General features: G+C 74.5%; 21 protein-coding genes. 11 read left to right on the forward strand and 10 right to left on the reverse strand.

Going from position 1 to position 23,469, the window contains the following annotated elements:
* Position 1 precedes the first annotated feature (1 nt).
* A complete protein-coding gene (locus ACN261_RS22470; protein WP_421486795.1) occupies positions 2–1,567 on the forward strand; it encodes an MFS transporter in 1,566 nt (521 codons plus the stop codon).
* Between the two features lie 225 nt (positions 1,568–1,792).
* Here ACN261_RS22470 and ACN261_RS22475 read toward each other — a convergent pair whose 3' ends face one another.
* Positions 1,793–2,698 (reverse strand): RNA polymerase sigma-70 factor, encoded by a 906-nt coding sequence (locus ACN261_RS22475; RefSeq protein ID WP_421481642.1) that lies wholly within the window; start codon positions 2,696–2,698, stop codon positions 1,793–1,795.
* A gap of 62 nt (positions 2,699–2,760) precedes the next feature.
* The gene (locus ACN261_RS22480; protein ID WP_421481643.1) at positions 2,761–3,501 is read right to left on the reverse strand and encodes an SDR family oxidoreductase; all 741 of its coding nucleotides are present in this window, start codon (positions 3,499–3,501) and stop codon (positions 2,761–2,763) included.
* Between the two features lie 196 nt (positions 3,502–3,697).
* Here ACN261_RS22480 and ACN261_RS22485 point away from each other — a divergent pair, with 196 nt between their 5' ends.
* From ACN261_RS22485 to ACN261_RS22510, 6 genes are all read left to right on the forward strand, one after another.
* A complete protein-coding gene (locus tag ACN261_RS22485) occupies positions 3,698–4,495 on the forward strand; it encodes a dienelactone hydrolase family protein (RefSeq protein WP_425851990.1) in 798 nt (265 codons plus the stop codon).
* A gap of 102 nt (positions 4,496–4,597) precedes the next feature.
* Positions 4,598–4,867 carry a GlsB/YeaQ/YmgE family stress response membrane protein gene (locus ACN261_RS22490; protein WP_421481645.1) on the forward strand — a complete coding sequence of 90 codons (270 nt, stop codon included), beginning with the start codon at positions 4,598–4,600 and terminating at the stop codon, positions 4,865–4,867.
* 115 nt (positions 4,868–4,982) lie between these two features.
* Positions 4,983–5,252: a metal-sensitive transcriptional regulator gene (locus tag ACN261_RS22495; protein ID WP_425851992.1), complete on the forward strand. Its 270-nt coding sequence runs from the start codon at positions 4,983–4,985 to the stop codon at positions 5,250–5,252.
* 126 nt (positions 5,253–5,378) lie between these two features.
* Positions 5,379–6,779, forward strand: a complete 1,401-nt coding sequence (locus ACN261_RS22500; RefSeq protein WP_425851993.1) for a rhodanese-like domain-containing protein — start codon at positions 5,379–5,381, stop codon at positions 6,777–6,779.
* A 40-nt stretch (positions 6,780–6,819) separates the two neighbouring features.
* Positions 6,820–7,419 carry a rhodanese-like domain-containing protein gene (locus ACN261_RS22505; RefSeq protein WP_421481647.1) on the forward strand — a complete coding sequence of 200 codons (600 nt, stop codon included), beginning with the start codon at positions 6,820–6,822 and terminating at the stop codon, positions 7,417–7,419.
* The gene (locus tag ACN261_RS22510; protein WP_421481648.1) at positions 7,416–8,300 is read left to right on the forward strand and encodes a sulfite exporter TauE/SafE family protein; all 885 of its coding nucleotides are present in this window, start codon (positions 7,416–7,418) and stop codon (positions 8,298–8,300) included. The genes ACN261_RS22505 and ACN261_RS22510 overlap by 4 nt, the downstream gene beginning before the upstream one ends.
* A gap of 25 nt (positions 8,301–8,325) precedes the next feature.
* On the opposite strand, the gene ACN261_RS22515 is transcribed toward ACN261_RS22510, so the two are convergent.
* From ACN261_RS22515 to ACN261_RS22525, 3 genes are all read right to left on the reverse strand, one after another.
* Positions 8,326–13,137, reverse strand: coding sequence for a hypothetical protein (locus ACN261_RS22515; protein WP_421481649.1), 4,812 nt, complete (start codon positions 13,135–13,137; stop codon positions 8,326–8,328).
* Positions 13,134–13,493: an effector-associated constant component EACC1 gene (locus ACN261_RS22520; protein WP_357927004.1), complete on the reverse strand. Its 360-nt coding sequence runs from the start codon at positions 13,491–13,493 to the stop codon at positions 13,134–13,136. Before ACN261_RS22520 ends, ACN261_RS22515 begins: the two co-directional genes overlap by 4 nt.
* Before the next feature lie 180 nt (positions 13,494–13,673).
* Complete coding sequence (locus ACN261_RS22525) at positions 13,674–14,915, reverse strand: PucR family transcriptional regulator (RefSeq protein WP_425851995.1); 1,242 nt, start codon at positions 14,913–14,915, stop codon at positions 13,674–13,676.
* An 83-nt stretch (positions 14,916–14,998) separates the two neighbouring features.
* On the opposite strand from ACN261_RS22525, the gene ACN261_RS22530 reads away from it, so the two are divergent.
* Positions 14,999–16,090 carry a ferredoxin reductase gene (locus ACN261_RS22530; protein WP_421481651.1) on the forward strand — a complete coding sequence of 364 codons (1,092 nt, stop codon included), beginning with the start codon at positions 14,999–15,001 and terminating at the stop codon, positions 16,088–16,090.
* A 13-nt stretch (positions 16,091–16,103) separates the two neighbouring features.
* Complete coding sequence (locus ACN261_RS22535) at positions 16,104–17,249, forward strand: fatty acid desaturase family protein (RefSeq protein ID WP_421481652.1); 1,146 nt, start codon at positions 16,104–16,106, stop codon at positions 17,247–17,249.
* 70 nt (positions 17,250–17,319) lie between these two features.
* Here ACN261_RS22535 and ACN261_RS22540 read toward each other — a convergent pair whose 3' ends face one another.
* Complete coding sequence (locus ACN261_RS22540) at positions 17,320–18,336, reverse strand: Acg family FMN-binding oxidoreductase (protein WP_425851998.1); 1,017 nt, start codon at positions 18,334–18,336, stop codon at positions 17,320–17,322.
* 94 nt (positions 18,337–18,430) lie between these two features.
* Positions 18,431–19,444 carry a hypothetical protein gene (locus ACN261_RS22545; protein WP_425851999.1) on the reverse strand — a complete coding sequence of 338 codons (1,014 nt, stop codon included), beginning with the start codon at positions 19,442–19,444 and terminating at the stop codon, positions 18,431–18,433.
* Positions 19,445–19,775: 331 nt separating this feature from the next.
* Between ACN261_RS22545 and ACN261_RS22550 the strand changes: the two genes are divergently transcribed.
* Positions 19,776–20,096 (forward strand): DMT family transporter, encoded by a 321-nt coding sequence (locus ACN261_RS22550; protein ID WP_421481655.1) that lies wholly within the window; start codon positions 19,776–19,778, stop codon positions 20,094–20,096.
* 41 nt (positions 20,097–20,137) lie between these two features.
* On the opposite strand, the gene ACN261_RS22555 is transcribed toward ACN261_RS22550, so the two are convergent.
* Together ACN261_RS22555 and ACN261_RS22560 are read right to left on the reverse strand one after the other, a co-directional pair.
* A complete protein-coding gene (locus ACN261_RS22555; protein WP_088646401.1) occupies positions 20,138–20,317 on the reverse strand; it encodes a hypothetical protein in 180 nt (59 codons plus the stop codon).
* 80 nt (positions 20,318–20,397) lie between these two features.
* Positions 20,398–21,126: a spermidine synthase gene (locus ACN261_RS22560; protein ID WP_421481656.1), complete on the reverse strand. Its 729-nt coding sequence runs from the start codon at positions 21,124–21,126 to the stop codon at positions 20,398–20,400.
* 183 nt (positions 21,127–21,309) lie between these two features.
* Between ACN261_RS22560 and eccB the strand changes: the two genes are divergently transcribed.
* Positions 21,310–22,692: a type VII secretion protein EccB gene (gene eccB, locus ACN261_RS22565; RefSeq protein WP_425852002.1), complete on the forward strand. Its 1,383-nt coding sequence runs from the start codon at positions 21,310–21,312 to the stop codon at positions 22,690–22,692.
* A 78-nt stretch (positions 22,693–22,770) separates the two neighbouring features.
* Here the strand turns inward: eccB and ACN261_RS22570 are convergent, their stop codons facing one another.
* On the reverse strand, positions 22,771–23,376 hold the full coding sequence (locus ACN261_RS22570; protein ID WP_204924616.1) for a class I SAM-dependent methyltransferase: 606 nt from the start codon (positions 23,374–23,376) through the stop codon (positions 22,771–22,773).
* Between the last annotated feature and the right edge of the window lie 93 nt (positions 23,377–23,469).

Below are 23,469 nucleotides of genomic sequence, written 5' to 3' on the forward strand. Positions count from 1 at the left end.
CATCCAGAGAGGAACCACCTTGGGCACCACGAGCGAACCGCAGCACCGGGCGAGCACCCGGGAGTGGCTGGGCCTGGCAGTGCTGGCACTACCGACGCTGCTGCTCTCCATCGACATGAGCGTCCTGCACCTCGCGGTGCCGCACATCAGCGAGAGCCTGTTGCCCAGCGCGCCACAGATGCTGTGGATCATCGACATCTACGGCTTCATGATCGCCGGCCTGCTGGTGACCATGGGCACGCTGGGCGACCGCATCGGCCGGCGGCGGCTGCTGCTGATCGGCGCCGCCGCGTTCGGGGTCGCCTCGGTGATCGCCGCGTACGCCGACAGCGCCGCCATGCTGATCGCCGCACGCGCCGCGCTCGGCATCGCCGGCGCCACCCTGATGCCGTCCACCCTGGCGCTGATCAGCAACATGTTCCAGGACGCGAAGCAGCGGGGGATCGCGATCGCCGTCTGGGTCACCATGTTCTCCGTCGGCATCGCGCTCGGCCCGGTGGTCGGCGGCGCGTTGCTGGAGTACTTCTGGTGGGGCTCGGTCTTCCTGCTGAACGTGCCGATCATGGCGGTGCTGCTGCTGGCCGGCCCGCGCCTGCTGCCCGAGTACCGGGACGCCGACGCCGGCCGGCTCGACCTGACCAGCGTGGCGCTGTCCCTGGCCACCATCCTGCCGGTCATCTACGGCCTCAAGGAGCTGGCCAAGGACGACCCGGGCCTGCTGCCGGTGCTCGCGATCGTCGCCGGCCTGGCCGTCGGCGTGTTCTTCGTCCGCCGGCAACGGGGCCTCACCAGCCCGCTGGTCGACCTGCGGCTGTTCCGCAACCGCGCGCTGACCACCGCCCTGGTGGCGATGCTGTTCAGCATGCTGATCGCCGGCGGGACGTACCTGTTCGTCACGCAGTACCTCCAGCTCGTGGTGGGGCTCTCCCCGCTGCGGGCCGGGCTCTGGCTGCTGCCGGCGGCGATCGCGCTGATCGTCACCTCGATGCTCTCCCCGGTGCTGGCCGGGCGCTTCGCCCCGGCGCACGTGGTGGCCGCCGGCCTGGCCGTCTCGGCGGTCGGGCACCTGAGCCTGGCCCTGGTCGGCAGCGAGGGCGGGCTGACCCAGCTGGTGGTCGGCTTCCTCCTCGTCTACGCCGGGGGCGGGCCACTGATCGCCCTCGGCACCGACATCGTCGTCGGGTCGGCGCCGCCCGAGCAGGCCGGCTCCGCCTCGGCCGTCTCGGAGACCAGCACCGAACTGGGCATGGCGCTCGGCGTCGCCATCCTGGGCAGCATCGGCGCGATCGTCTACCGCAGCCAGGTCACCGTCCCCGAGGGCACCGCCGCGGGGGACACGCTGGCCACCGCCGTCGCCGCCGCCGAGCGGCTGCCCGGGGAGGTCGGCGCGACGCTGCTGGCCTCCGCCCGGGAGGCGTTCACCGGCGGGCTGAACGTGATCGGCGCGATCAGCACCGTGATCACCGTCCTGCTCGCCGTGGCGGTGCTGACCATGGTCCGCGTCCGGCCGGCCGCGCCGCACGACGCCCCGGTGGACGACACCGTACCGGCGCGGTCGGCGTCCTGACCCGCGTTCGTCCCGACACCACCGGGGGCGGGCCGACGGACCAGGTGTCCGTCGGCCCGCCCCCGCCGTCGTGACCGGACGCTCCCCGACAGCCGGGAGAACGCCCTCCGGCGGCCCGTCGCGCGCACCCGGGACAGCACCGGTCCGGGACGCCGGGTCGATCCTCGACCGGCCGGGTGGGGTCGCCGACCCGGAGGTGCCGGTGACGGTGGGGTAGCTCGCCGGTCAGCGCCGGACCGGCAACCGACCGAGCTTGTCCGGGTTGACCACCAGCAGCAGCCGTTCGATGCCCCGGGCCGAGGTGTCCAGCGTGATCAGCGTGACCGGCCGGTCGGCGGCGACCAGCACCCCCGGACCGCCGTTGACCTCGACCAGCTCGACGGTCGTCGCCCGCCAGTACTTGCGCCGCACGTTGTCCAGGAAGTTCGTCACCCGGGCCGGCCCGCACACGTCCCGGCGGGCCGCGTGCACCCGGCCGCCGCCGTCGGAGCGGGCCACCACGTCGGCGGTGAGCAGCCGCTCAAGCGTCGCCAGGTCGCCGTCGCGGGCCGCGTCGAGGAACGCCTGCGCCAGCCGCCGACGCTGCTGCGGCGCGACCGGTGTGGCACCCTCGACGGCGAGGTGCCGCCGGGCCCGGCCGGCCAACTGCCGCGCGTTCGGCTCCGACGTGCCGAGCACCCCGGCGATCTCCCGGTACGGGTAGTCGAACGCCTCCCGCAGCACGTACGCGGCCCGCTCGGCGGGGGTCAGCCGCTCCAGCAGCAGCAGGACCGCGACGTCCAGCGCCGCCGCCCGTTCCGCGCCGAGGGTCGGATCGGCGCGGGTGTCGACCGGCTCGGGCAGCCACGGCCCCACGTACGTCTCCCGGGTGGCCCGCGCCGAGGTGGCCGCGTTCACCGCCAGCCGGGTGGTCGTGGTGGTGAGGAAGGCCGCCGGGTTGCGCACCCCGCTGCGGTCGGTGCGCTGCCAGCGCAGCCACGCCTCCTGCACCACGTCCTCGGCCTCGACGACGCTGCCCAGCATCCGGTAGGCGAGCCCGAACAGCCGTGGCCGCACGTCGAGGAACGCGGCCAGGTCGGCGGGTGCGACGGCCGGCGGCGCGTCGGCGGTGGCCCCGGACCCGGTCGTCATGCGCCTACCGTAGGCGGTGCGCCGCGCGGGCCCGACGTCACCCGCCGGGCCCGCGCGTCGGGTCAGCGTCCGCGCCACTGCGCCAGCCGGGTGCCGCCGGTGCGGGCGTCGCCGAGCGGGACCAGCGCCTGCTCGGCCAGCAGCGCCCCGAAGTAGCGTCCCTGCGGGTCGCTGACCACGGGCCGGGGGTCACCGGCGGCGGCCAGCGTCGCGCGACCCAACTCGTCCAGCCGGAACCGCTCGGGCCCGGCCAGGTCCACGATCCCGTCGGCCGGCGTGCCGACGGCGATCTCGGCCAACACCGTCACCACGTCGTCGGCGGCGACCGGTTGGATCAGTGCCGACGGCAGCCGCACCTCGTCGCCCACCACGGACGACTCGACGATGGCCGGCACGAACTCGAAGAACTGGGTGGCCCGCAGCACCGTCCACGGCACGTCCGCCGCGGCGATCAACGCCTCCTGCGCCACCTTGGCGCGCATGTACCCGCTGTCGGGGATGCGGTCGGCGCCGACGATCGACAGTGCCACGTGGTGCCGTACGCCGGCCTTCGCCTCCGCCGCCAGCAGGGTACGGGTGGACGTCTCGAAGAACGCCAGCACCGCGTCCGCCTCGAACGACGGCGAGTTCGACACGTCCACCACCACGTCGGCGCCGTCGAGCGCCTCGGCCACCCCGGTGCCGGTGAGCGTGTCGACCCCGGTCCGCGGCGAGGCGGCCACCGCGTCGTGGCCCTGTCGCCCGAGCACGGTCACCAGCCTGCTGCCGATCAGTCCGCTGCCCCCGATGACGACGATCTTCATGGTCGATCCACTCCCTGTCCGTCCCTGGCGGTGCACACCGCCCTGCACTCCCAACGACCGACGGGACCCGCGATCCGTGACAGGCGTCGTCCCGGCCCGTCGGCGGCCGGGGGCGGCCGGCCACGGTCCGCCGGCGGCTGCGGCAGCGGGTAGCGTTCCCGCGGTGGGTGCGCCGGCACCCGGGTGAGGAGACACCATGGCGGGCACGACGACGGTGGAGGTTCCGACCAGCGACGGCGCGGCGGATGCGTACCTGGCCCGGCCGGACGGGGACGGGCCGTTCCCGGCGGTGCTGTTCTTCATGGACGCCTTCGGGCTGCGTCCCCGGCTCGCCGAGATGGCCGAGCGGATCGCCGCGCAGGGTTACCTGGTGCTGGTGCCGAACCTGTTCCACCGCACCGGCCCGATGCCGCGCGTCGACCTCGCCGACCTGGCCGACCCGCAGCGGCGCGGCGAGCTGTTCGGCCGGATCGTGCCGCTGATCACCGCGCTCACCCCGGAGCTGGTGGCCCGGGACGCCGGGGCCTACCTGGACTTCCTCGCCGGCCGCGACGACGTCGCGGCCGGGCCGGTGGCGATCGTGGGGTACTGCATGGGCGGCACCAACGCGCTGCGCGCGATCGAGGCACACCCGGACCGGATCGCGGCGCTGGCCAGCTTCCACGCCGGCCGGGTCGTCACCGACGAGCCGGACAGCCCGCACCGGGGCGTCGGCGCGGTCACCGGTGAGCTGTACTTCGCCCACGCCGACCGGGACGACTCGATGACCGCCGACCACATCGCGACGTTGGAGGGGGCACTCGACGCCGCCGGGGTCACCTACCGCTCCGAGGTGTACGCCGGGGCCCCGCACGGCTTCACGATGGCCGACACCGCCATGTACGACGAGGGGGCCACCGAGCGGCACTGGGCGGCGCTGTTCGACCTGTTGGAGCGGACCCTGCGCCGAGCCGGACGCGGCGGGGCGGATGACGGTCCCCACGCGAGCGCATGACAGTCGCGTGACATTTGGCCCGCAGCGTTCCGCCGTGGTTTCACCGCCCGCCCACCCGGGGCAGAGTCCAGATCGACAGCGACTCGTGGAGGGACGACACACGTGGAAGTACAGGGCTTCTTCACCGCCATCATCATCGGTCTGATCATCGGTGCCCTGGGTCGCCTCGTGGTGCCCGGGAAGCAGAAGATCTCGATCCTGCTCACCCTGGCCATCGGCGTGGTGGCCGCGGTCCTCGGCACCCTGCTCGCCGGCGCGCTCGGGGTGGACGACACCCGGGGTATCGACTGGATCGAGCTGTTCCTCCAGGTGGGGTTCGCGGCCGTCGGCGTCGCCCTCCTCGCCGGCACGTACGGCCGACGTCGGCACTGACCCGCACCCCTCGCGTCGGCCCGCCCTCTCCCCGGGGCGGGCCGACGCGGCCGTTTACGGGGGCGGGTGGCGGGTCAGGTACCCCCGGGGGTATGTTGGTGGCAGGAGGTGCACCGTGAAGCTGCGACCGGAGATGACCGGCGACGCGCTGACCCGGCTCAAGCGGGCCCGGGGTCAGCTCAACGCCGTGATCGAGATGATGGAGAACGGCGAGGACTGCCGGGAGGCGTTGACCCAGCTCGCCGCGGTCTCCAAGGCTATCGACCGGGCCGGTTTCAAGATCATCGCCTCCGGGATGCGGCACTGCGACGCGGCGCGTGGGCGCGGTGAGGCTCCCGAGATGACCGAGGCCGAGCTGGAGAAGCTCTTCCTGGCGCTGGCCTGACCCGCGAACGGCACCCCGCCCGGCCCGCCTGAGCGCGCTCCGGGCGGGTACTCCGTACCCCGGGACACGAACACCGGTCTGTCCGTTACATACCCCCCGGGGTATCAGCGCAAAGAGAGGTTTGTCATGAATGTTGAGGTGACGGTGCTCAGCACGTCCTCCCTCGGCGACCGCAGCTACCTGGCCTCCGACGGCCGGGTGGCGGTCGTGGTCGACCCGCAGCGCGACGTCGACCGCATCCTGCGCCTGGCCGGCCGGCGCGACGTCCGGATCACCCACGTGGTGGAGACCCACCTGCACAACGACTACGTCTCCGGCGGCCGGGAACTCGCCCGGCTCACCGGGGCCGAATACCTGGTGGCCGCCGCCGACCAGGTCGGTTTCCCCCGCACCCCGGTCGACGACGGCGACGAGGTGCCCGTGTCGGACACGCTGCGGCTGCGGGTGGTCGCCACCCCCGGCCACACCTTCCACCACCTGTCCTACGTCCTGGACACCGCAACCGACGGCGGCTGGCAGCCGGTCGGTGTGTTCACCGGCGGCTCCCTGCTCTTCGGCACCACCGGCCGCACCGACCTGCTCGGCCAGCAGCACGCCCACGAACTCGCCCACCACCAGCACGCCTCCGCCCGGAGGCTGGCCGACCTGCTGCCCGACGGCACCCAGATCTGGCCCACCCACGGCTTCGGCAGCTTCTGCTCCGCCACCCAGGCCGACGCCCCCGACTCCACCATCGGCCGGGAGCGGCAGGTCAACCCGGTGCTCCGGCTCGCCGCCGACGACTTCGTCACCGACATCCTCGCCGGCCTGGACGCCCACCCCGCGTACTACGCGCACATGGGAGCCGCCAACGCCGCCGGCCCGCCGCCGATCGACCTCACCCCGGCCACCCGCGCCGACGCCGGGCAACTGCGTGACCGGATCGCCGCCGGGCAGTGGGTGGTCGACCTGCGCCACCGTAAGGCGTACGCCGCCGCGCACCTCGCCGGCACGGTCAGCCTCGGCCTCGACGGGCCGATGTCCACCTGGCTCGGCTGGCTGATCGACTGGGGCACCCCGCTCACCCTGCTCGCCGAGACCCCGGAACAGATCGCCGACGCCCAGCGGGAACTGGCCCGCATCGGCATCGACCGGCCCGCCGCCCAGGCCACCGGCGGCCCCGAACGGTGGGCCGCCGACCCCGGCCAGCTCCGCGAGCAGCCCACCGCCGACTTCGCGGCCCTGGCCGCCGCCCGTGCCGGGAACCCGCCCGCCGGACTGCCCGCCCCGCAGGTCGTCCTCGACGTGCGGATGACCAACGAGTGGACGGCCGGGCACCTCACCGACGCCGTCCACGTTCCCCTGCCCGACCTGCCGGCCCGGCTCGCCGACGTCCCCGCCGGGACGATCTGGGTGCACTGCGGCTCCGGCTACCGGGCCAGCGCCGCCGCGTCCCTGCTGGCCAACGCCGGCCGGACGGTGGTCGTCGTCGACGACCGGTTCGACCGGGCCGCGCCCGCCGGCCTCACCCTCACCACATCCGCCTGACCCCACACCCCCGCTGCGGCGGACCCCGAAACGAGGAGAGATGGACCGTACCGACCCCACCCGCGAGGCCACCGTCGACGCCGGCACCCTACGTGCCCTGGTCGACTCCGGCCGGGCACCCCGCCTGCTGGACGTCCGCACCCCGGCCGAGTTCGCGACCGCGCACATCCCCGGCGCCTACAACGTCCCGCTCGACCTGCTCCGCGAACACCGCGACGAACTGCGGCGGCACCTCGACGAGGAGGTGGTGCTGATCTGCCGCTCCGGCGCGCGGGCCGGCCAGGCCGGTCGGGCGCTCGCCGCCGCCGGCCTGCCCCACCTGCGGGTCCTCGACGGCGGCATGCTCGCCTGGGAAAAGACGTCGGCACCCGTACGGCGGGGCACCCCCCGCTGGGACCTGGAACGCCAGGTACGCCTGGTCGCCGGGTCGATCGTGCTGGCCAGCATCCTCGGCTCGGTGCTGGTACCGGGGCTGAAGTGGGTCGCCGCGCTGATCGGGGGCGGGCTCACCGTCGCCGCCCTCACCGACACCTGTGCCATGGGCATGCTGCTGGGCCGGCTGCCCTACAACCGGGGTGCCGGATGCGACCTGGACGGTGTCGTCGCCCAACTGCGCGGTGGCACCGGACGGCAGGGGTGAGCGCCACCCTGCCGTTGACGGTCGGGCTGGCCGTGCTGATCGGCGTCAGCCTCGGCCTGCTCGGCGGCGGCGGTTCCCTCCTGGCCGTGCCGCTGCTGGTCTACGTCGCCGACCTGCCGGCCCGGGAGGCCATCGCCACCTCGCTGCTCGTCGTCGGCGTCACCAGCCTCGTCGGGGTACTGCCGCACGCCCGGGCGCACCGGGTCCGCTGGCGTACCGGGCTGGTCTTCGGGCTCGCCGGCATGGCCGGGGCGTACGTCGGCGGGCGGCTGGCCGGCCACCTTCCGCCGACGCTCCTGCTGACCGGATTCGCGGTGATGATGCTGGCCACCGCCGCCGCCATGATCCGGGGTCGACGGGTCGCCGGGGGCGGCGGGCCGCCCGAACTGCCCCTGGCCCGGGTGCTCGCCGACGGGGCGGTGGTCGGGCTGGTCACCGGCCTCGTCGGGGCCGGCGGCGGGTTCCTGGTGGTGCCCGCGCTGGCGCTGCTGGGCGGCCTGCCGGTGCCGGTCGCCATCGGCACCTCGCTGGTGGTGATCGCGATGAAGTCGTTCGCGGGTCTCGCCGGCTATCTCTGGACCGTCGACATCCACTGGCCGCTGGCGCTCGCCGTCACCGCCGCCGCCGTGCTCGGCAGCCTGCTCGGCGGGCGGCTCACCAGCCGGGTGCCGGCCGAGGCCCTGCGCCTGTCGTTCGGCTGGTTCGTCCTGGTCATGGGTGCTTTCGTGCTGGTCCAGCAACTCCCCGGCGGGGTTCGGGCCGACCCGGCGCTGTGGACCGGCCTGGCCGGCCTCGCGGCCGGCGCGGCGCTCGCCGCGCTGACCTGCGCCCGACGTTCCCCGGCCGGCGTCGGTCGGACAGCGACCCGCCCCGCCGACTGACCGCCCGGCCGGGCCTCCGGCGCGGTCACCGGGGGCGGCGGCGCAGGTTCGCCATCTTCTCCATGCCCTGCCGTGCCTGGATGGTACGCAGCAGTTTGCCGGCCTCCTTGTGGAAGTGGCTGCACTGCTTGCCGAACTCGCCGACCGACTGGTCCTTGCTCGACTGGAGCAGCCGTTCGGCGTACTCCAGCCAGCTGTGGCCCTCCCGCGGGCACGGCTCGGCGATCGGATCGGCCGAGGAGGTCAGCTCGGCGGCCATCAGGATCGCCCGGGCCATCAGGAACATGGTGACCGGAGTGACCCGGCCGGCCAGGTGGACCTGCTGGAACACCCGGCACCCGTCGAAGAAGTGGAACGCCTTCACCGCCTTCTCGGGGTCCCGGCGCAGCTCCGCCATCCGCAGGTAGACCGCGCCGAGGCCGCGCAGGAGCTGCACCTCGGTGAAGTTCTCCCGGAGGAGGTCGGCGATCGTCGAGTGGGACTCGTCGGTGACCTCCCGGTCGGCCGGCGGACGCACCCGGGGTGTGGGGTGGAAGACCCGGTTGAGCTGGTCGGCGAACTCGCTGCCCTCGGCGATCCGCCACACCCCCCGGTCGGCCAGGCTGGTGACCACGGCATCGCCGCTGCGCCGCCGGTTGAGCATCCGCGCGACACCCTCGGTGTAGCCACCGTTGCTCATGATCTCGGTGGCGACGTTCTCGACGTCGCTCCAGGCGATCTCCCGGTTCAGCTCCAGGTCCACCCGGGTCCGCAGGATCACCAACTGCTCCAGCAGCGGACCCTCCCGCTCCTCGGCGGCGAGCAGTTCGCCCGCCTCCAGCAGCAGCGGGCGTGGGTCGGGATCGTTGCGCGGCCAGCCGAAGTGGGCGTACCCGACGATGGCCTCGACCATGGCCAGCCCGTACCGCAACCGTCCCCGACCGTCCGACGCGGTCACGATCAGCCGCCGGTACGTCTCGATCGCCTGCCGGTACTCCCAGATGTAGCGGTGGAACTCCGCCCGGACCTCCAGCACCCCCGGATGGTCCGGCCAGCGCTGCTCGGCGGCCCGGATCAGCTCCCAGACGGCGCTGTTGTCGACGTCGTGACGCCGGTGCACCCCCTGCTCGTCCGGCTGCTTCTCACCCACCCCCAGCCAGCGCCGGTACTGCCGCTCCAGCCCCACCTCCATCTGGAGCAGCTCGATCGAGTGGCTGAACCGGCGCAGGTGCCCGTCGAGCTTGTCCCGGCGGACCCGGTACACCCGGCGGATGTCGACGAGATCCTCCGGCCGCAGCCGCTTTCTGCGCTCCAGGCGCTCCACGCCCTCCGGGGTGGCCGCGGCCAGCAGGTTACCCTCGCTGCTCCACCGGGCCCGGTGGCACCACAGGTCGAGCACCGCGTGGTGCCAGGTGGTGTGCTCCTGTTCGGCCAGCCAGTTCTGCACCTCCCTGATCCGGCGCAGCAGTTGCTGGTCCCGGGGCCGGGTCCGGGGGCCGTCGCCGGCCCGCGGGGACGCGTCGATCTCGGCCCGCCAGCCGCCCAGCTCCCGCTGGATGCGCAGCTCCCGCAGCAGCGACCGGGCGCCCGGTCGGTCCTCGTGGGCCCGTTTAGCGCACTCCAGCGCGACCTCGGCCTCGGTGGTCGCCTCGGCGAACCTGTTGTCGCGGCGCAGGCAGTGCGCGACGAACAGGTGCACCTCCGCCTCGATCCCGGGGAACAGTGGGAACTCGCCGTCGGTCAGCACCAGGGCCATCGTCCGTCGGGCGGCCTCCAGTTGGCTGACCACGTCCGGGTCGTTCCGGTGCACCGCGTGCAGCAGCCGCCACACGTACATCCGGGTGTCGCCCGGCCAGCGGGCCGGCGAACCCCAGGCCGCCGTCAGCTCCTCGACCACCCGCCGGCCCGTCGCCGTCTGGTCGGCGAAGGTGGGCTGCTCGGCGACGAGCAGCGTCGCCACCCCGCACAGCCGCATGCTCCACAGTCCCCGGTCGCTGTCCGACCCGGACAGGGCCAACCCCTCGCTGACCGCCGCCGTCGCCTCGGTCAGCGTCGCCACCCGCTCCGCCAGGGTGCGTTGCTCCCGGGCGCGGCCGCACAGCAGCCGGTGGCGCATCTGCAACACCGCGAACCGGTCCCGCAGGGTGACCGGCTCGGGCATCAGCTCGAACAGCTCGAACGCGGTGCCGAGCGCGTCCCGCGCGGCCGGAACCCGGCCCGAGGTGAGCTGGAGGTCGACGGTGTTCAGCAGCCAGGAGATCGCCACGGTGATCAGATCCGGGCGGCTGCCGCCGGCCACCCGGGCGCAGTCGGCCAGCACCGGCGCGGCCCGCTCCCGGGCCGGCAGCAGGCTCGTCCCCGCCCGCAGCCGGCGGCCACCGATGAACAGCGCGGTGTCGATCGACTTCAGCAGCCGGTGCGACAGCGCGTCGCGCTCGGCCAGCCCGATCGCCTCCGCCACGGCGTCGGCGGCGGCCACGAACGCCTCGCGCACCCGCTGGCTCTGCCCGGTGGCCCGCATCGCCTGGTTGAGCCGGGCGGCGCCCGCGACCACCGGATAACCGGTGGCCCGGACCGGTCGGTCGGCGGGAGCGTCCGCCTCGACCGGCGGCGCGACGGCGTCGGTCGAGGCGGTGACCGGCTCGTCGATGGCCACGACGGCCGGGGCTTCCAGCAGCACCGGGCTGAACGCCGCGTCGCCGGAGTGCGCGGCGGCGAGCTTGGTCAACGTCTCCCGCAGCCGGGGGTAGCCGGCCACCACCGCCTCGTCGAGGCAGCCGATCGCCCGGTCGACGCCCTTCATGACGTGCCGGTCGGAGTTGGCCGGATGTCGCTGCCGCTGCCGCAGCATCGCCATGATCAGGGCGAACATCGCCTCGGCCACCGGCTCGTCGAGCTGGTCGGGGGTGAGTTCGGCACCGTCGACGAGCGCCCGCCCGTAGACGTTGTCGCCGCCGCTGCCGCGCAGGGTGGCGGTCAACGCGTTGCTCAGCGCGTGCCGCGTCGACCGGCCCAGGTCGTGCCAGAGGGTGCCGTCGTGCTCCTGCTGGGTGAGGATGCGCGCCTCGACCAGGTGGTGGGTGGCCTGCGGGGTGAGCCCGCAGCCCATCGATTCGAGCAGCTCGGTGGAGAGCCACAGCCCGTCGGTGATGGCCCAGGCGGTCAGCACGGCCAGCGCGCCGGGCCGGCCCCGCTTGCCGTCGACGCCGGTCCACAGCGCGAAGCAGTCCACGTCCCGCAGCCCGGCGCCGACCGTGGCGGCGGAGCGGCGCAGCAGCGCGTCGACGAGGTGTTCGACGCCCGGCTGCTCGATCCGCTTGTTGAGCACGTCGTTGGCGAGTTCGTCGACCCCGTTGTGCAGCACCCCGGGCAGCCGGACCAGCTTGTCGTCCAGCTCCGTCCAGAGCCGGCCCTCGGCGAGCCCGGTGATGGTCAGGCCGCCGCCGTACAGCGGGTCGGAGAGCACCTGGTCGACCAGCGCGGTGGCCTCGTCCTCGTCGAGTTCGCGTAGCTGGATCACCGGCAGGTACCGGAACTGGCCGTCGCCACTGAGCTGGATCTCCGCCCGGGTGGCGACGATGACCAGCGCCCGGTCGAACGCCGACAGCTTCAGCAGCCGGTCCAGCTGTGCCCGGACCGCCTCCGGGCGGGTGCCCAACCGGGACCCCTCGACGAACAGGATCAGCCGGCGGCGGTGCAGCTGCCGTTGCAGCTCCTCGGCCAGGGTCGTCCGGACCGCCTCGGCGTAGTCCATGCCGTAGTCGGTGACGTCGTCGATGGTGACGTCGAGTTCCCGGGCGAGCACCCCGAGCACCGGCTCGGGCGCGCTGCTGTTGGGGATGTCCAGCCGCAGCAGCGCCACCTCGTCGAGCCGCCCGGCCTCCTCGGCGAAGCGGGCCAGCACCTCGTCGACGAAGTACCGCTTGCCGGCGTGCCGGGGCCCGACGACCGGCAGCACCGCCCCCTGCGGCACGCGCAGGCTGGCCGCGCCCCGGGCCAGCTCCGGGACCCGGCCGGCGAACGGCACCTGCCGGGCCGGCCAGGCGCTGTCGAAGCCGGCCCGTTCGCCCTGGTCGCCGGGGGAGCCCCCCGGTCGGCGGGGGAACGGCACCGCCCGCCGCTGCGGCGGACTCCACGCCGGGTTACGCACCCAGCCCCGGTCGAACTCGACCGGGCTGCGGGCCGGCGCGGGATAGCCCGCGCCGACCAGGAGTTCCCCGGCCTCCCGCAGCACCTCCGCCGGGCTCAGCCACTCGGGCGCGTCCCTGCGGCCGTGCTTGAGGGCCCCCAGCAGGGCCCAGGTGAACGGGGTGTGCAGATCGTCCGGGCCGGCGTCGAGCGCCGGTCCGCTGCGGACGGCCGCCATCAGCTGCCAGCCACGGTCCTCGTCGAGGTGCAGCGCCTCCGACGGCAGGACCAGGCTGGCGTTCCCCGCGTGGCAGCAGTCGAGGATCAACAGGCACCGCTGGGCGTCGGTGCCCCTGGCCGCCTCCACGAACCTCTCCACCGGGAACTCCTTGCCGGAGGTGTCCGCAGCCTCGTGGGGAAGGAGCCGTAGCGACCGACCCACCAGGACGGCGTGCCCGGCGAAGTAGACCACCAGCACGCCGTCGCGGCCGACGAGTCGGGCCGCGTCCTCGACGTAGCCGGCCAGGTCGTCGGCCGTGGGGTCGGACACCACGGCGATCCGCCGCTTCGGCAGCCCCCAGACGTCGGGGTCGGCGAACGCCTCGGCCAGGGCGGTGAGGTTGTCCTCGGCGGCGGGGACGGTCAGCCCCAGGTGGGCGTAGGAGCTGACCCCCAACAGGACGGCACGGGACTGGGCCGGGTCGAACCGTGGTTGGTGCGCAGCGGTCACCGCAGACCCTGTTGGAGCACCGCGATGACGTCCTCGGCCGAGCCGCTGGCCTCGATCTTCACCTCCCGGGTGCCGTCCGGGCTGTCGGTGAGGGTGACCGTGACGGTGGTGTCGCCACCCCGGCGGGCGCCGCGCCGGGCCTGGAACCAGTCGTACACCGCCTGGATCACCACGGGCAGCAGCACGTCCTGGCCGACGAACTCCAGCACCTCGGCGGCCCCGAGGGTGCCCGGCTCGGGTGCGCGGTGGATCAGCCGGACCCGGGCGTCACGCAGCTCCGGGTCGGCCACGAGCTCGTCGCGAAGGTCGTGCACCGGCGACTCGTCGGAGTCCGAGACCGAGAAGATCAGACGCATGCCGTCATCATGGCCCATGCCGTCACGCGGTGTCAGCCGCCGGACGCTCTCCTGTCGTCCTGTCGACACAGTCCCGCCGACCGTCCATGTCGGACCACCGCCCCGACCGAGTCCGGTGGGAATTGCACGGCCGGTGGACCGTCCGATGTGGGGGAGGGGCAGCGGTGCCGGAGCGCCGGCTCAGGAATCGGCGGACCCGGTGTCCCCGGCGGGCGGGAACGCCAGCGCCACGGTCAGGTCGAGCACGGTGCCGGGCTCGTTCAGCCGGTCGCCGTACAGCTCCCGCAGCCGGCCCATCCGGTACCGGACCGTCTGCGGGTGCACGAACAGGTCGGCGGCGACGTCGTCGCGGCGGCCCTGGTGCAGCAGCCAGGAACGCATCGTCTCGGCCAGTCGCGCGGCGGTCGCCGCCGGAAGCGTGGCCAGCGGCGCGAGCACCTGGGCGCGCAGGTCGGCCAGCGCCTCCGGGTCGGTGTGCAGCACCAGCCGGGCCAGGTGCTGCTCGGTGTCCCACGCGGCGGCGTCCGCCGGTGACGCCACGCCGAGGGCGAGCGCCTTCAGCACCCGCTCGTACGACCGGGCCACCGCGACCCAGGGCCGGGCCGGGCCGAGCACCGCGTGCTGCCCGTGCAGCGCCGTGGCGAGCTGCCGCCGCCGCCCACCGTGCATGTCCGGTACGAGCAGCAGCGCCCCCTCCTCGGCCCACTGCGCCCCGGGCGGCTCCTCGCCGCTCTCCAGGGTGTGCGCCGGGAGCACGGCGAGCACCCCGCGCAGGCTGCTGCGGGGCAGCACCACCACGGTCAGGGTCTGCGGCGGGGGCCACTCGGCCCGTTCGGCGCTGCGCCGCAGCACCTCCTCCGGTTCTCCGGCGAGCAGTTGGTGGGTGAGCCGGTCCAGGTCGCGCCGCCGGGCCCGACCGACGTTGGCCAACTCGTCGGAGTGGCCGGCGACGCTGGCGGCGGAGAGCTCGTCGATGTAGGCGAACATCAGTTCGGCGAACTCGGCGACCGTCTCGGCGGACAGCCCGCTGCGTACGGTGGTGGTGGAGACCTCCCGCCAGGCCACCCGGGCCCCCACCCGGTACGCGGCCAGCAGCGCGTCCATGCTCCGCCCCACCCGCGCCTCCCCGGCGCCCAGCGCGTACGCGGCCTCCAACGCCCGGGTCAGCGGGGTGCTCGGGTCGGTCGCCGCGCCGGCCCGCTCGATGAGCTGCAGGAAGGTGCCCAACGCGATCCGTACCGCGTTCTCGATCTTCTCGCGCATCTGGCCGGTGAGCGTGCCGGAGTAGGCGGGGACCTCGGCGGTGATGGTGCTGACGGTGTGCGCGGCGACCATCGGCAGCCGGCTGCGTAACCGGGCGGCCACCGCTGCGTCGAGTTCCAGCCGGCCACCCAGGTGGGCGGTCGCCTCCGATTCCGACATGTTGTTCCCTTCGAACAAGTTATCGCGTCCGATTCACCTTCCTCGGTCAAGATGTTATGCGAAAGTGCGAGGACCCTGGGTTTATGACCACCACCGTCCCGCACCCTGCGGCGAAGACCACCGTCCGGGACCGGCTCCTGCGGCTGGCCGAGACGGTCACCACCCCGCTGCTGCCGGAGGACTACCTCGACCTGGTCGCGCCGCTGCGCGCCGGGGCCGCCCTACGCGGGCGGATCGTCGCCGTCGAACCCGAGACCCGGGACGCGGCGACCCTCACCATCCGGCCCGGCCGCGACTGGCGCGGCCACACCCCCGGCCAGTACGTCCGCCTCGGCGTCGACGTCGACGGGGTACGCCAGTGGCGGGCCTACTCGCTGACCTCCGCGCCCGACCGCCCCGACCGCCTGATCAGCGTCACCGTCAAGGCCATCCCCGACGGCAGGGTCAGCAACCACCTGGTCCGGCGGACCCGGGTCGGCACCGTCGTCCAGCTCGACCAGGCCATCGGTGACTTCGTCCTGCCCGACCCGGTCCCCGCCCGGGTGCTGTTCCTCACCGCCGGCAGCGGTATCACCCCGGTGATGGGCATGCTCCGCGCCGGCGTGCACACCCGCGCCGACGTGGTCGTGGTGCACTCCGCGCCGACCCCCGACGACGTCGTGTTCGGCGCGCACCTGCGTGCACTGGCCGCGCAGGGCGGCATCCGCCTGGTCGAGCGGCACACCGACCGCGACGGCCTGCTCGGCGTCGACGAGCTGGCCACCCTGGTTCCCGACCACCTCGACCGGGAGACCTGGGCGTGCGGCCCGGTCGGCCTGCTCGACGCCGTCCAGCAGCACTGGACGGCGGCCGGCGTGGCCGACCGGCTGCACACCGAACGGTTCCGGCCGACGGTGATCGCACCCGGCGAGGGCGGCACCGTCACCTTCACCCGGACCGGCCTGACCCTCGCCGCCGACGGCGGCACCCCGATCCTCGACGCCGGTGAGGCCGCCGGCGCGCTGATGCCCTCCGGCTGCCGGATGGGCATCTGCTACGGCTGCGTCCTGCCGCTGCGCCAGGGCGCGGTGCGGGACCTGCGCACCGGGGAACTCACCACCGCCGTCCCCGGTGACGGCGTGCTCATCCAGACCTGCGTGTCGGCGGCGGCCGGCTCCTGCGACATCGATCTCTGACCGGAGGCCGGACGTGACCGTCATCCAGCACAAGCCCGTCAACCCGATCGCCCACCTGAGCGCCGAGGACATCGAGACGCTCGGCAAGGAACTCGACGCCATCCGGGACCGGGTGCTCGCCGAGCGCGGCGCGAGCGACGCGGCCTACATCCGCAAGGTGATCAAGACGCAGCGGACCCTGGAGATGGGCAGCCGCGCGGTGCTGCTCTTCTCGCTCTTCCCGCCGGCCTGGGTGGTCGGCACCGCCGGCCTGACGGTGGCCAAGATCCTGGAGAACATGGAGATCGGCCACAACATCCTGCACGGCCAGTACGACTTCATGCGCGACCCGAAGATCCACTCCACCACCTGGGAGTGGGACCACGTCTCCCCGGCCGACCAGTGGAAGCACTCGCACAACCAGCTGCACCACACGTACACCAACGTGCTGGGCAAGGACAACGACCTCGGCTACGGCATCATGCGCGTCGACGAGGACCAGAAGTGGCACCCGATGCACCTCGGCCAGCCGCTGTGGAACTTCGTCAACGCCTGCTTCTTCGAGTACGGCATCGCCGCGTACGACCTGGAGCTGGGCCGTAACCTGCGCAAGGGGCGGCACAAGACCCCCGAGTTCAGGGCCCGGCTGCGCGCCGTGGGTCGCAAGATCCGCCGTCAGGTGCTCAAGGACTACGTCATCCACCCGCTGCTGTCCGGCCCGTCCTTCTTCACCACCCTGGCCGCCACCTTCACCGCGAACCTGCTCCGCAACCTGTGGAGCCACTCGGTGATCATGTGCGGCCACTTCCCCAGCGGGGTGGAGACGTTCTCCAAGACCTCGATCGAGGGGGAGACCCGGGGTGAGTGGTACCTGCGGCAGATGCTCGGCTCGGCCAACATCAGCGGCAGCCGGCTGCTGCACATCATGACCGGCAACCTGTCCTTCCAGATCGAGCACCACCTCTTCCCCGATCTGCCCAGCAAGCGCTACCAGGAGATCGCCCCGCAGGTGCGGGCGCTGTTCGACAGGTACGGGCTGGCCTACACCACGGGCCCGCTGCCCAAGCAGGTCGCCTCCGCCTGGTGGAAGGTCATCCGGCTCTCGCTGCCCAACCGGGAGACCGCCCCGCCGGCCACCGACGAACCCCCGGCCCGGGTGCTCGCCACCTCCGGCGTCTGAGCCCACCCGGTCCCCGGTACCCACCCGGTCCCGACGCCGGCCGGTACGCCGCCCGGCCAGCGTCGGACGGTCAGCCGCCCCCGTCCCCGTCCCCGTCGACCTCGATCACCTCGGCCGCCGGGCGGCGCGGCGCCACCGGCAGCTCCGCCGCCGGTGGCCCCCACCCCACCCGGACCACCAGGTACGGCTCGCCCACGTCGGCGAGCAGTTCCCGCATCATCCGGCGCGGCCAGGCCAGCTCGATGGTGTCGCTGATCGGGGCGGTGGACAGCCCCGCCGCGGTCGCGGTGAGCAGCAGCGCAGACAGTGCCTCGCCGCCGCGCAACCACCCCGCCGGGTCGTCCCGGTCACCGAACAGGATCACGTACGCCGCGCCCCGGTCGAAGTCGGCGCCGGCGGCCAACCCGGCGGCGTCGCCCGGCGCGTAGTCGCGCAGCGGCACCCGGCGCGGCGCCGGCCGTACCGCCGTGCTCGTCGGTACCCCGTCACCGCTGCCGACCGACCGGTGGGTCCACCGGTGCAACTCCCCCCGGTAGCCGGGATCGGCCAGCTCGGCGTCGGCCGCCCGGCCCGTCGACACGGCCAGCATCGGCATCTGGTCGGTCCGGACCACGTGCAGGTGCGCGCCCTCGGCCTCGACCGCCGCCCGCAACCCGGTCAGCACCTCGTCGGGCACCGGCCGGTCACCGAAGGCCCGCCGGTCGGTGCGGCGTCGGGGGATCGCCTCGGTCAACCGGGCGGCGGCCACGTCCAGCCCACCCGGCCCGGTGGCCCGCAACCGGGCCAGCAGTCCCGGGTCGGCCGGGTCGGGCAGCCGGTCGACCTCGACCCGCCAGCCCGCGGCGGCCAGCGCCACCCGGGCGTGGTGCAACACCGCCCCGCAGCTCAGGGTGAGCAACCGCCCGTCCGGGTCGGTGCTGGCCAGTTGCCGCGTCGGGTCGGCGTGCAACGTCAACCGTCCCCGGGCGACCCGCCAGCGCCACGGTTGGGTGTTGAACACCGACGGCGCGTACCGGGACAGCTCGGCGGCGGCGGTCAGTTCGCGTACGGTCGGCACCGGGCCCGGCCGGGTGGACGGCGAGGTCATCGCAGACACCTCCTGGTCGCTCTGCCCCCACCCTGCGCCGCCTCGCGGGTCGCGGACAGGGCCACAGGACCCGACCGGGCGGGCCGGTGGCCCGTCAGCAGCCGGTCCAGCGCACCGGGGTGAGCCGGTCGGTGGTGGTCCAGCCGACAGTCGTGCCGGTGTCGGCGATCGCCTGCGCCTGCACCCCGGGGAACCCGTCGAGCGCCCCCGGCAGCGGCGTCACCCCGTCGGGGTGCCACACCGCCCACAGGCCGAGCACCACCCCACCGGCGGTGACGTCCTGCACCGGCTGCACCGCCGGGTCGACGACGGTGGCCCGCCCGGTGGCCAGCTCCCACCGCACCGGGTGCCGCTGTCCGTCGGGGTCGTCGGCGGTGACGCCGGCCGCCCATCCGCCCCGGGCCGCGAGCACCCAGGCGTTCGACCTGCCGGGCACGGTGAGCCGGTCGAGCCGCCCGTCGGGGTGGAGCACCCAGCCGGCGTAGGACGACGATCCCGCCGACGCGCGGGCGGAGCCGACGACGGTGCCGTCGTCCAGCACCGCGAGGGCGGCCCCATCGGGCGGGGTGCCGATCGTCGCGACCGTGCCCGGTCGGTCCGCCGGCCAGCGCAGCGGGATCGTGCTTTCGGTCTCCTCCACCGCGCCGTACCCCACGATGTCCCCGCGCCCGTTGATCCCGGTGACCCAGGCGCCCGAGACGCTCCCCGGCACGGGCAGGTCGGTCAGCCGGCCGCCCTGGTAGCGCCACGGCCGCTGCGTCGCGGTGACGTAGGCGTTGCCGATCACCACCCCGGCGCTGTTGACGCCCACCACCTCCTCGGCCAGCGCGGTGTCCACGGCGGTGACCCGGGAGCCCTGCCAGAGCAGCAGCGCAGGCTCCCACACCCCGTCGGTGATCCGGGTGCCGATGCCGGCGACGTACCGCCCGGTCGGATCGACGGCCGTGGCCCGGCCGTGGGCCACCCCGGCGGGCAGGGGCAGCGGACGCAGCGCGCACGGGCGCAGGCCGTCGCCGCGCGGTGGTCCGGCGGCGGCGGTGCCGGGCAGGCCCGGCACGGCGGTCAGCAGGCCGACGACGGCCCCGGCGAGCAAACGGTGACGGATCATGGTGGCTCCGATCGGACGTGGTGGGGGGCCGCGCCCCGGCCCGCCGGTGGGGCGGGGCGCGGGCGGGTCGTGCGGTGCGGCCGACCCGGCGGACCGGGTATCGGTGACGCCTGTATGACGGGCGAGCCGGGTGCCGGGTTACGCGCTGTCCGAAACGCGACCGCCCGCTCGCCGGGCGGCCCGCGCCACGGCTTCCCGTACGCCACGCGGCTTCCCGTACGCCACGCGGCATCCCGCCGTCGTCGCGCGGCGCGCCTGGCGCTCCGTGGGTGGGACGGCGGCGGGAGGCCCGCCCGTGCGGGATCATCGGGGGACCGGTGGAGGGAGAGCGATGGCCTACCTGTTCCTGCTGATCGCGATCAGCGCCGAGGTGGCCGGCACCAGCCTGCTCAAGGCGACGCAGGGGTTCACCCGGCTCTGGCCCACGCTCGGTCTGGCCGTGGCCTACCTGCTGGCCTTCGGGATGCTCGCGCTGGCGGTCCGGGACATCCCGGTCGGGGTGGCGTACGCCATGTGGTCCGGGCTCGGCACCGCCGCGATCGTCGCCGTCGGCGCGGTCTTCCTCGGCGAGCCGCTGAGCCTGACGAAGGTGGTCGGGGTGGGCCTGATCATCGGGGGAGTGGTCGTGCTCAACCTGGGCGGGGCACACTGAGCCGGCCGCCCCGGTGGGGGTGGCCGGCTGCGGCGTGACCGCTAGCGGCGGCCGGCGGAATGCCGGTGCATCACCTGCCGTCCCCGCACGAACGCCAGCACGATCACCGCCAGCAGCGCGACGAGGCCGATGATGGCCAGCCAACGGACCGCCTCCAACAGCAGCCCGAGCAGGATGAGCGCGCCGCCGACGACACCGACGACCCAGAGCATGGCCCGCATGTCCACCTCCCGTGACTCACTGACCGGGCAGCCTTCCCGTTCCGGGCCGCCGTATGCCCCACACGTCACCGGGAGCGGGGTCAGTGCGGATCGGGCCGTCGGTGGGCGACGTAGACGGTGTTGGCGGACTCCCCGCCGGTCAGCGGGTTGGCGAACGGGACGACGTGGGCCTGCCAGGTGGTGAACACCTCGGCCAGCACCAGGCCGAACGCGTCGTCCGGCGGATCGTCCGACCAGAGCGCGAACACCCCGTCGGGCAGCAGCAGGTCGGCCAGCCGGCGCAGTCCCTCGGCGGTGTAGAAGGCGGCGTGGCTGGGGTGCAGCACGTTACGCGGGGAGTGGTCGACGTCGAGCAGCACCGCGTGGAACCGGCGGCCCGGCTGGTCCGGGTCGAAACCGGTGCCGTCGGCGACCGTGGCGAAGAAGTCCGCCCGGACGAACCGGGTCCGGGGGTCGGGGGCGAGACCGGCGGCGAAGGGGAGCAGTTGCCGGCGGTGCCAGTCGATGACGTCCTCGATCGTCTCCACCACCAGCACCGAGCGCACCCGCGCGTCCTCCAGCGCGGTACGGGCCGTGTAGCCGAGGCCGAGACCACCGACCACCACGTCGAGCGGCCCGTCGTCCAGCGGGGCCAGCCCCAGCCGGGCGAGTTCGATCTCGGCGACCGGGAAGAGACTGGACATCAGGTACTCGTCGTCGAGCTTCACCTCGTAGACGTCGACGTCGAGCGTGGGTTCCCGCCGCCGGCGCAGGCTGATCGCGCCGATCGGGGTCTCCCGCCAGGCCAGTTCCTCGAATCGCACGCCCACCGGGCCGTCCCTCCACCGTCGTCGTGCCGGGATGCTACCGGGACGACCGGTTCGCCGATGGTAGCGGCGCGCGGCGGGCGGGCGTCGCCGGGCGGTGGCGGTCCCGTCGCACCACCACGCAGGGTCCACGGGACATCGACGCAGCGCATATCCTGTCCGCCGAGGACTCGCGGAAGGGACGCCATGCCGTCGCGGCAGGACCAGCTCCACTCCTACCAGTTCACCGTGCAGCGGGCCGTCGCCGCCCTGGTGATGCGGGAGACCGACCCGGCGCGGTCGCCGTTTCGCCGGCTGGCCGGCGCCGGGCTGGCCAGCGTCCTGGTGGCGGCGATCGGGCTGGGGGGATTCGCCCTCTACGGCCTGTTCGTCGGGGGCGGGTCGACGTGGCGCGACACCGGCGCGGTGATCGTCGAGAAGGAGTCCGGTGCCCGGTTCGTCTACCGCGACGGTCGGCTGCACCCGGTGCTCAACTACGCCTCCGCGTTGCTGATCGTCGGCGCGGACCGGTCCCGCACGGTGCTGGTGTCCCGCCGCTCCATCGAGGGGGTGCCGCGCGGGCTGCCGCTGGGCATCGCCGACGCCCCGGACTCGTTGCCGGCCGCCGGGCGGCTGTCCACCGCGCCGTGGACGGTCTGTTCGCGGCAGCCGGCCGACGCGACCCGGGCCGTACCCCGTTCGGCGTTGCTGATCGGCCGGGAGGCGACCGGCGGGCGGCGGCTCACCGGGGAGGCGGTGCTGGTCCGGCATCCCGACGGCGGGCTGCACCTGATCTGGCACCAGCGCCGGCACCTGCTGCGTGACACCGCCCGGGTGCTCGCCGCGCTGGCGACCACCCGGGAACGCGCGGTCCCCGCCGCCCCGGCCCTGCTCAACGCCCTGCCGGCGGGCGTCGACCTGGCCCCGCCGGCGCTGGCCGGGCTGGGCGAGCCGTCGTCCGGGGTCACCGACGCCACGGTCGGGGACGTCTACCTGGTCCGTAACTCCGGCGGTGGCAGGCAGTACGCGGTCGCCGGGCGCGACGGCCTGGCCGGCATCACCGAACTCCAGGCGGCCCTGCTGATGGCCCGCACCGGTCAGGACGAGCCGACCCCGATCAGCCTGGGTCGGTTCGCCGCGTCGCCCAAGCTGCCCGACCTGGTGCCGACCGGGCCGACCGCGCCGCCACCGGTCCCGCCCCGCCTGGCCGGCGTCGACGGCGGCACGCTCTGCGCCCGGATCGGCGACGACGGCACGGTCGGCGAGGTTCGGGTCGACCCGGTCGTGCCGGATCTCACCGCCGCCCGCAGCACCGACGCCGCGGGTGGGGTGCGCGCCGACCAGGTGCTGGTCGAGCCGGGGCGCGGTGCGGTGGTCGAGTCGGTGGCCGCGCCGGGCGCCGACGGTGGGGCCGTGTCGGTGGTCACCGACCTGGGCCGGCGCTACGTGCTCGCCGACGAGGGGGTGCTCGGCATGCTCGGCTACCGGGAGGTCACCCCGGTCCGGCTGCCCGCCGGCCTGGTCAGCCTCGTCCCGGCCGGCAGCACCCTCGATCCGGTCGCCGCCCGGGCGGTCGCCGCCCCGTCCTGACCGGCCCGCTGCCGGGCCGGTGCACCGGGGTCGAACCTTGCCCGCAGCACCGTCCGGGTGCCCACGCGGGCACCACGGTCAGTCGGTGGGGCGGCGCAGCAGGCTGACGGCGAAGTCCGCATCGTCGCGCCAGGGACGCAGGTCCCAGGTGGCGAAGCGCTGTTCGAGCCGCAGGCCGGCGGCGGCCAGGTCGCTGTCGAAGTGGTCGAGCCGGTAGCCCCGGTCGAGGCCGAAACCGACGAGCACCACCCCGTCCGGGCGCAGGTGGGCGGCGATCCGGGTCAGCACGGCGGGTTCGGTGCCGGCGGCGACGAAGGCCATCACGTTGCCGGCGACCACGGCGGCGTCGAACGGCTCCGCCTCGCCGTCGGTGGCGAGGTCCAGCGTGGCGAGGTCGGCGACCAGCCAGCGGGGCCCGGGGTGGTCGGTGCGGGCCGCCTCGACCAGGGCGGGGTCGGCGTCGACCCCGACCACCCGGTGCCCCCGCGCGGCGAGCGCGGCGCCGACCCGACCGGTGCCGCAGCCGGCGTCCAGGATGCGCGAGCCGGGGGCCACGACCGCGTCGACCAGGCGGGCCTCACCGGCCAGGTCGGCCCCCTCGGCGGCGAGCCGCCGGAACCGGTCGATGTACCACTGGGAGTGTTCGGGGCCGGTCTCGGTCGCCCACCGGGTCGGGTTGGTCATGCCGCCACGGTAACCGGCCGGCCCGGCCTGCCGTGGCGTCCACGGCAGCGCCCACCGGGCCCGGGGACCCGGAGCGGGACCCGGGCCCGGTGG

It is taken from the genome of Micromonospora sp. WMMD723, assembly GCF_049863385.1.
Taxonomy (GTDB): Bacteria; Actinomycetota; Actinomycetes; order Mycobacteriales; family Micromonosporaceae; genus Micromonospora; species Micromonospora wenchangensis.

What these genes read in the sequence shown, in the direction of transcription:
- ACN261_RS22545 (WP_425851999.1), bottom strand. Translation starts at nt 19,444, where the DNA reads ATGATCCGTCACCGTTTGCTCGCCGGGGCCGTCGTCGGCCTGCTGACC.
- ACN261_RS22485 (WP_425851990.1), top strand. Translation starts at nt 3,698, where the DNA reads ATGGCGGGCACGACGACGGTGGAGGTTCCGACCAGCGACGGCGCGGCG.
- ACN261_RS22480 (WP_421481643.1), bottom strand. Translation starts at nt 3,501, where the DNA reads ATGAAGATCGTCGTCATCGGGGGCAGCGGACTGATCGGCAGCAGGCTG.
- ACN261_RS22505 (WP_421481647.1), top strand. Translation starts at nt 6,820, where the DNA reads ATGGACCGTACCGACCCCACCCGCGAGGCCACCGTCGACGCCGGCACC.
- ACN261_RS22540 (WP_425851998.1), bottom strand. Translation starts at nt 18,336, where the DNA reads ATGACCTCGCCGTCCACCCGGCCGGGCCCGGTGCCGACCGTACGCGAA.
- ACN261_RS22525 (WP_425851995.1), bottom strand. Translation starts at nt 14,915, where the DNA reads ATGTCGGAATCGGAGGCGACCGCCCACCTGGGTGGCCGGCTGGAACTC.
- ACN261_RS22570 (WP_204924616.1), bottom strand. Translation starts at nt 23,376, where the DNA reads ATGACCAACCCGACCCGGTGGGCGACCGAGACCGGCCCCGAACACTCC.
- ACN261_RS22530 (WP_421481651.1), top strand. Translation starts at nt 14,999, where the DNA reads ATGACCACCACCGTCCCGCACCCTGCGGCGAAGACCACCGTCCGGGAC.
- ACN261_RS22500 (WP_425851993.1), top strand. Translation starts at nt 5,379, where the DNA reads ATGAATGTTGAGGTGACGGTGCTCAGCACGTCCTCCCTCGGCGACCGC.
- ACN261_RS22555 (WP_088646401.1), bottom strand. Translation starts at nt 20,317, where the DNA reads ATGCGGGCCATGCTCTGGGTCGTCGGTGTCGTCGGCGGCGCGCTCATC.
- ACN261_RS22475 (WP_421481642.1), bottom strand. Translation starts at nt 2,698, where the DNA reads ATGACGACCGGGTCCGGGGCCACCGCCGACGCGCCGCCGGCCGTCGCA.
- eccB (WP_425852002.1), top strand. Translation starts at nt 21,310, where the DNA reads ATGCCGTCGCGGCAGGACCAGCTCCACTCCTACCAGTTCACCGTGCAG.
- ACN261_RS22550 (WP_421481655.1), top strand. Translation starts at nt 19,776, where the DNA reads ATGGCCTACCTGTTCCTGCTGATCGCGATCAGCGCCGAGGTGGCCGGC.
- ACN261_RS22520 (WP_357927004.1), bottom strand. Translation starts at nt 13,493, where the DNA reads ATGCGTCTGATCTTCTCGGTCTCGGACTCCGACGAGTCGCCGGTGCAC.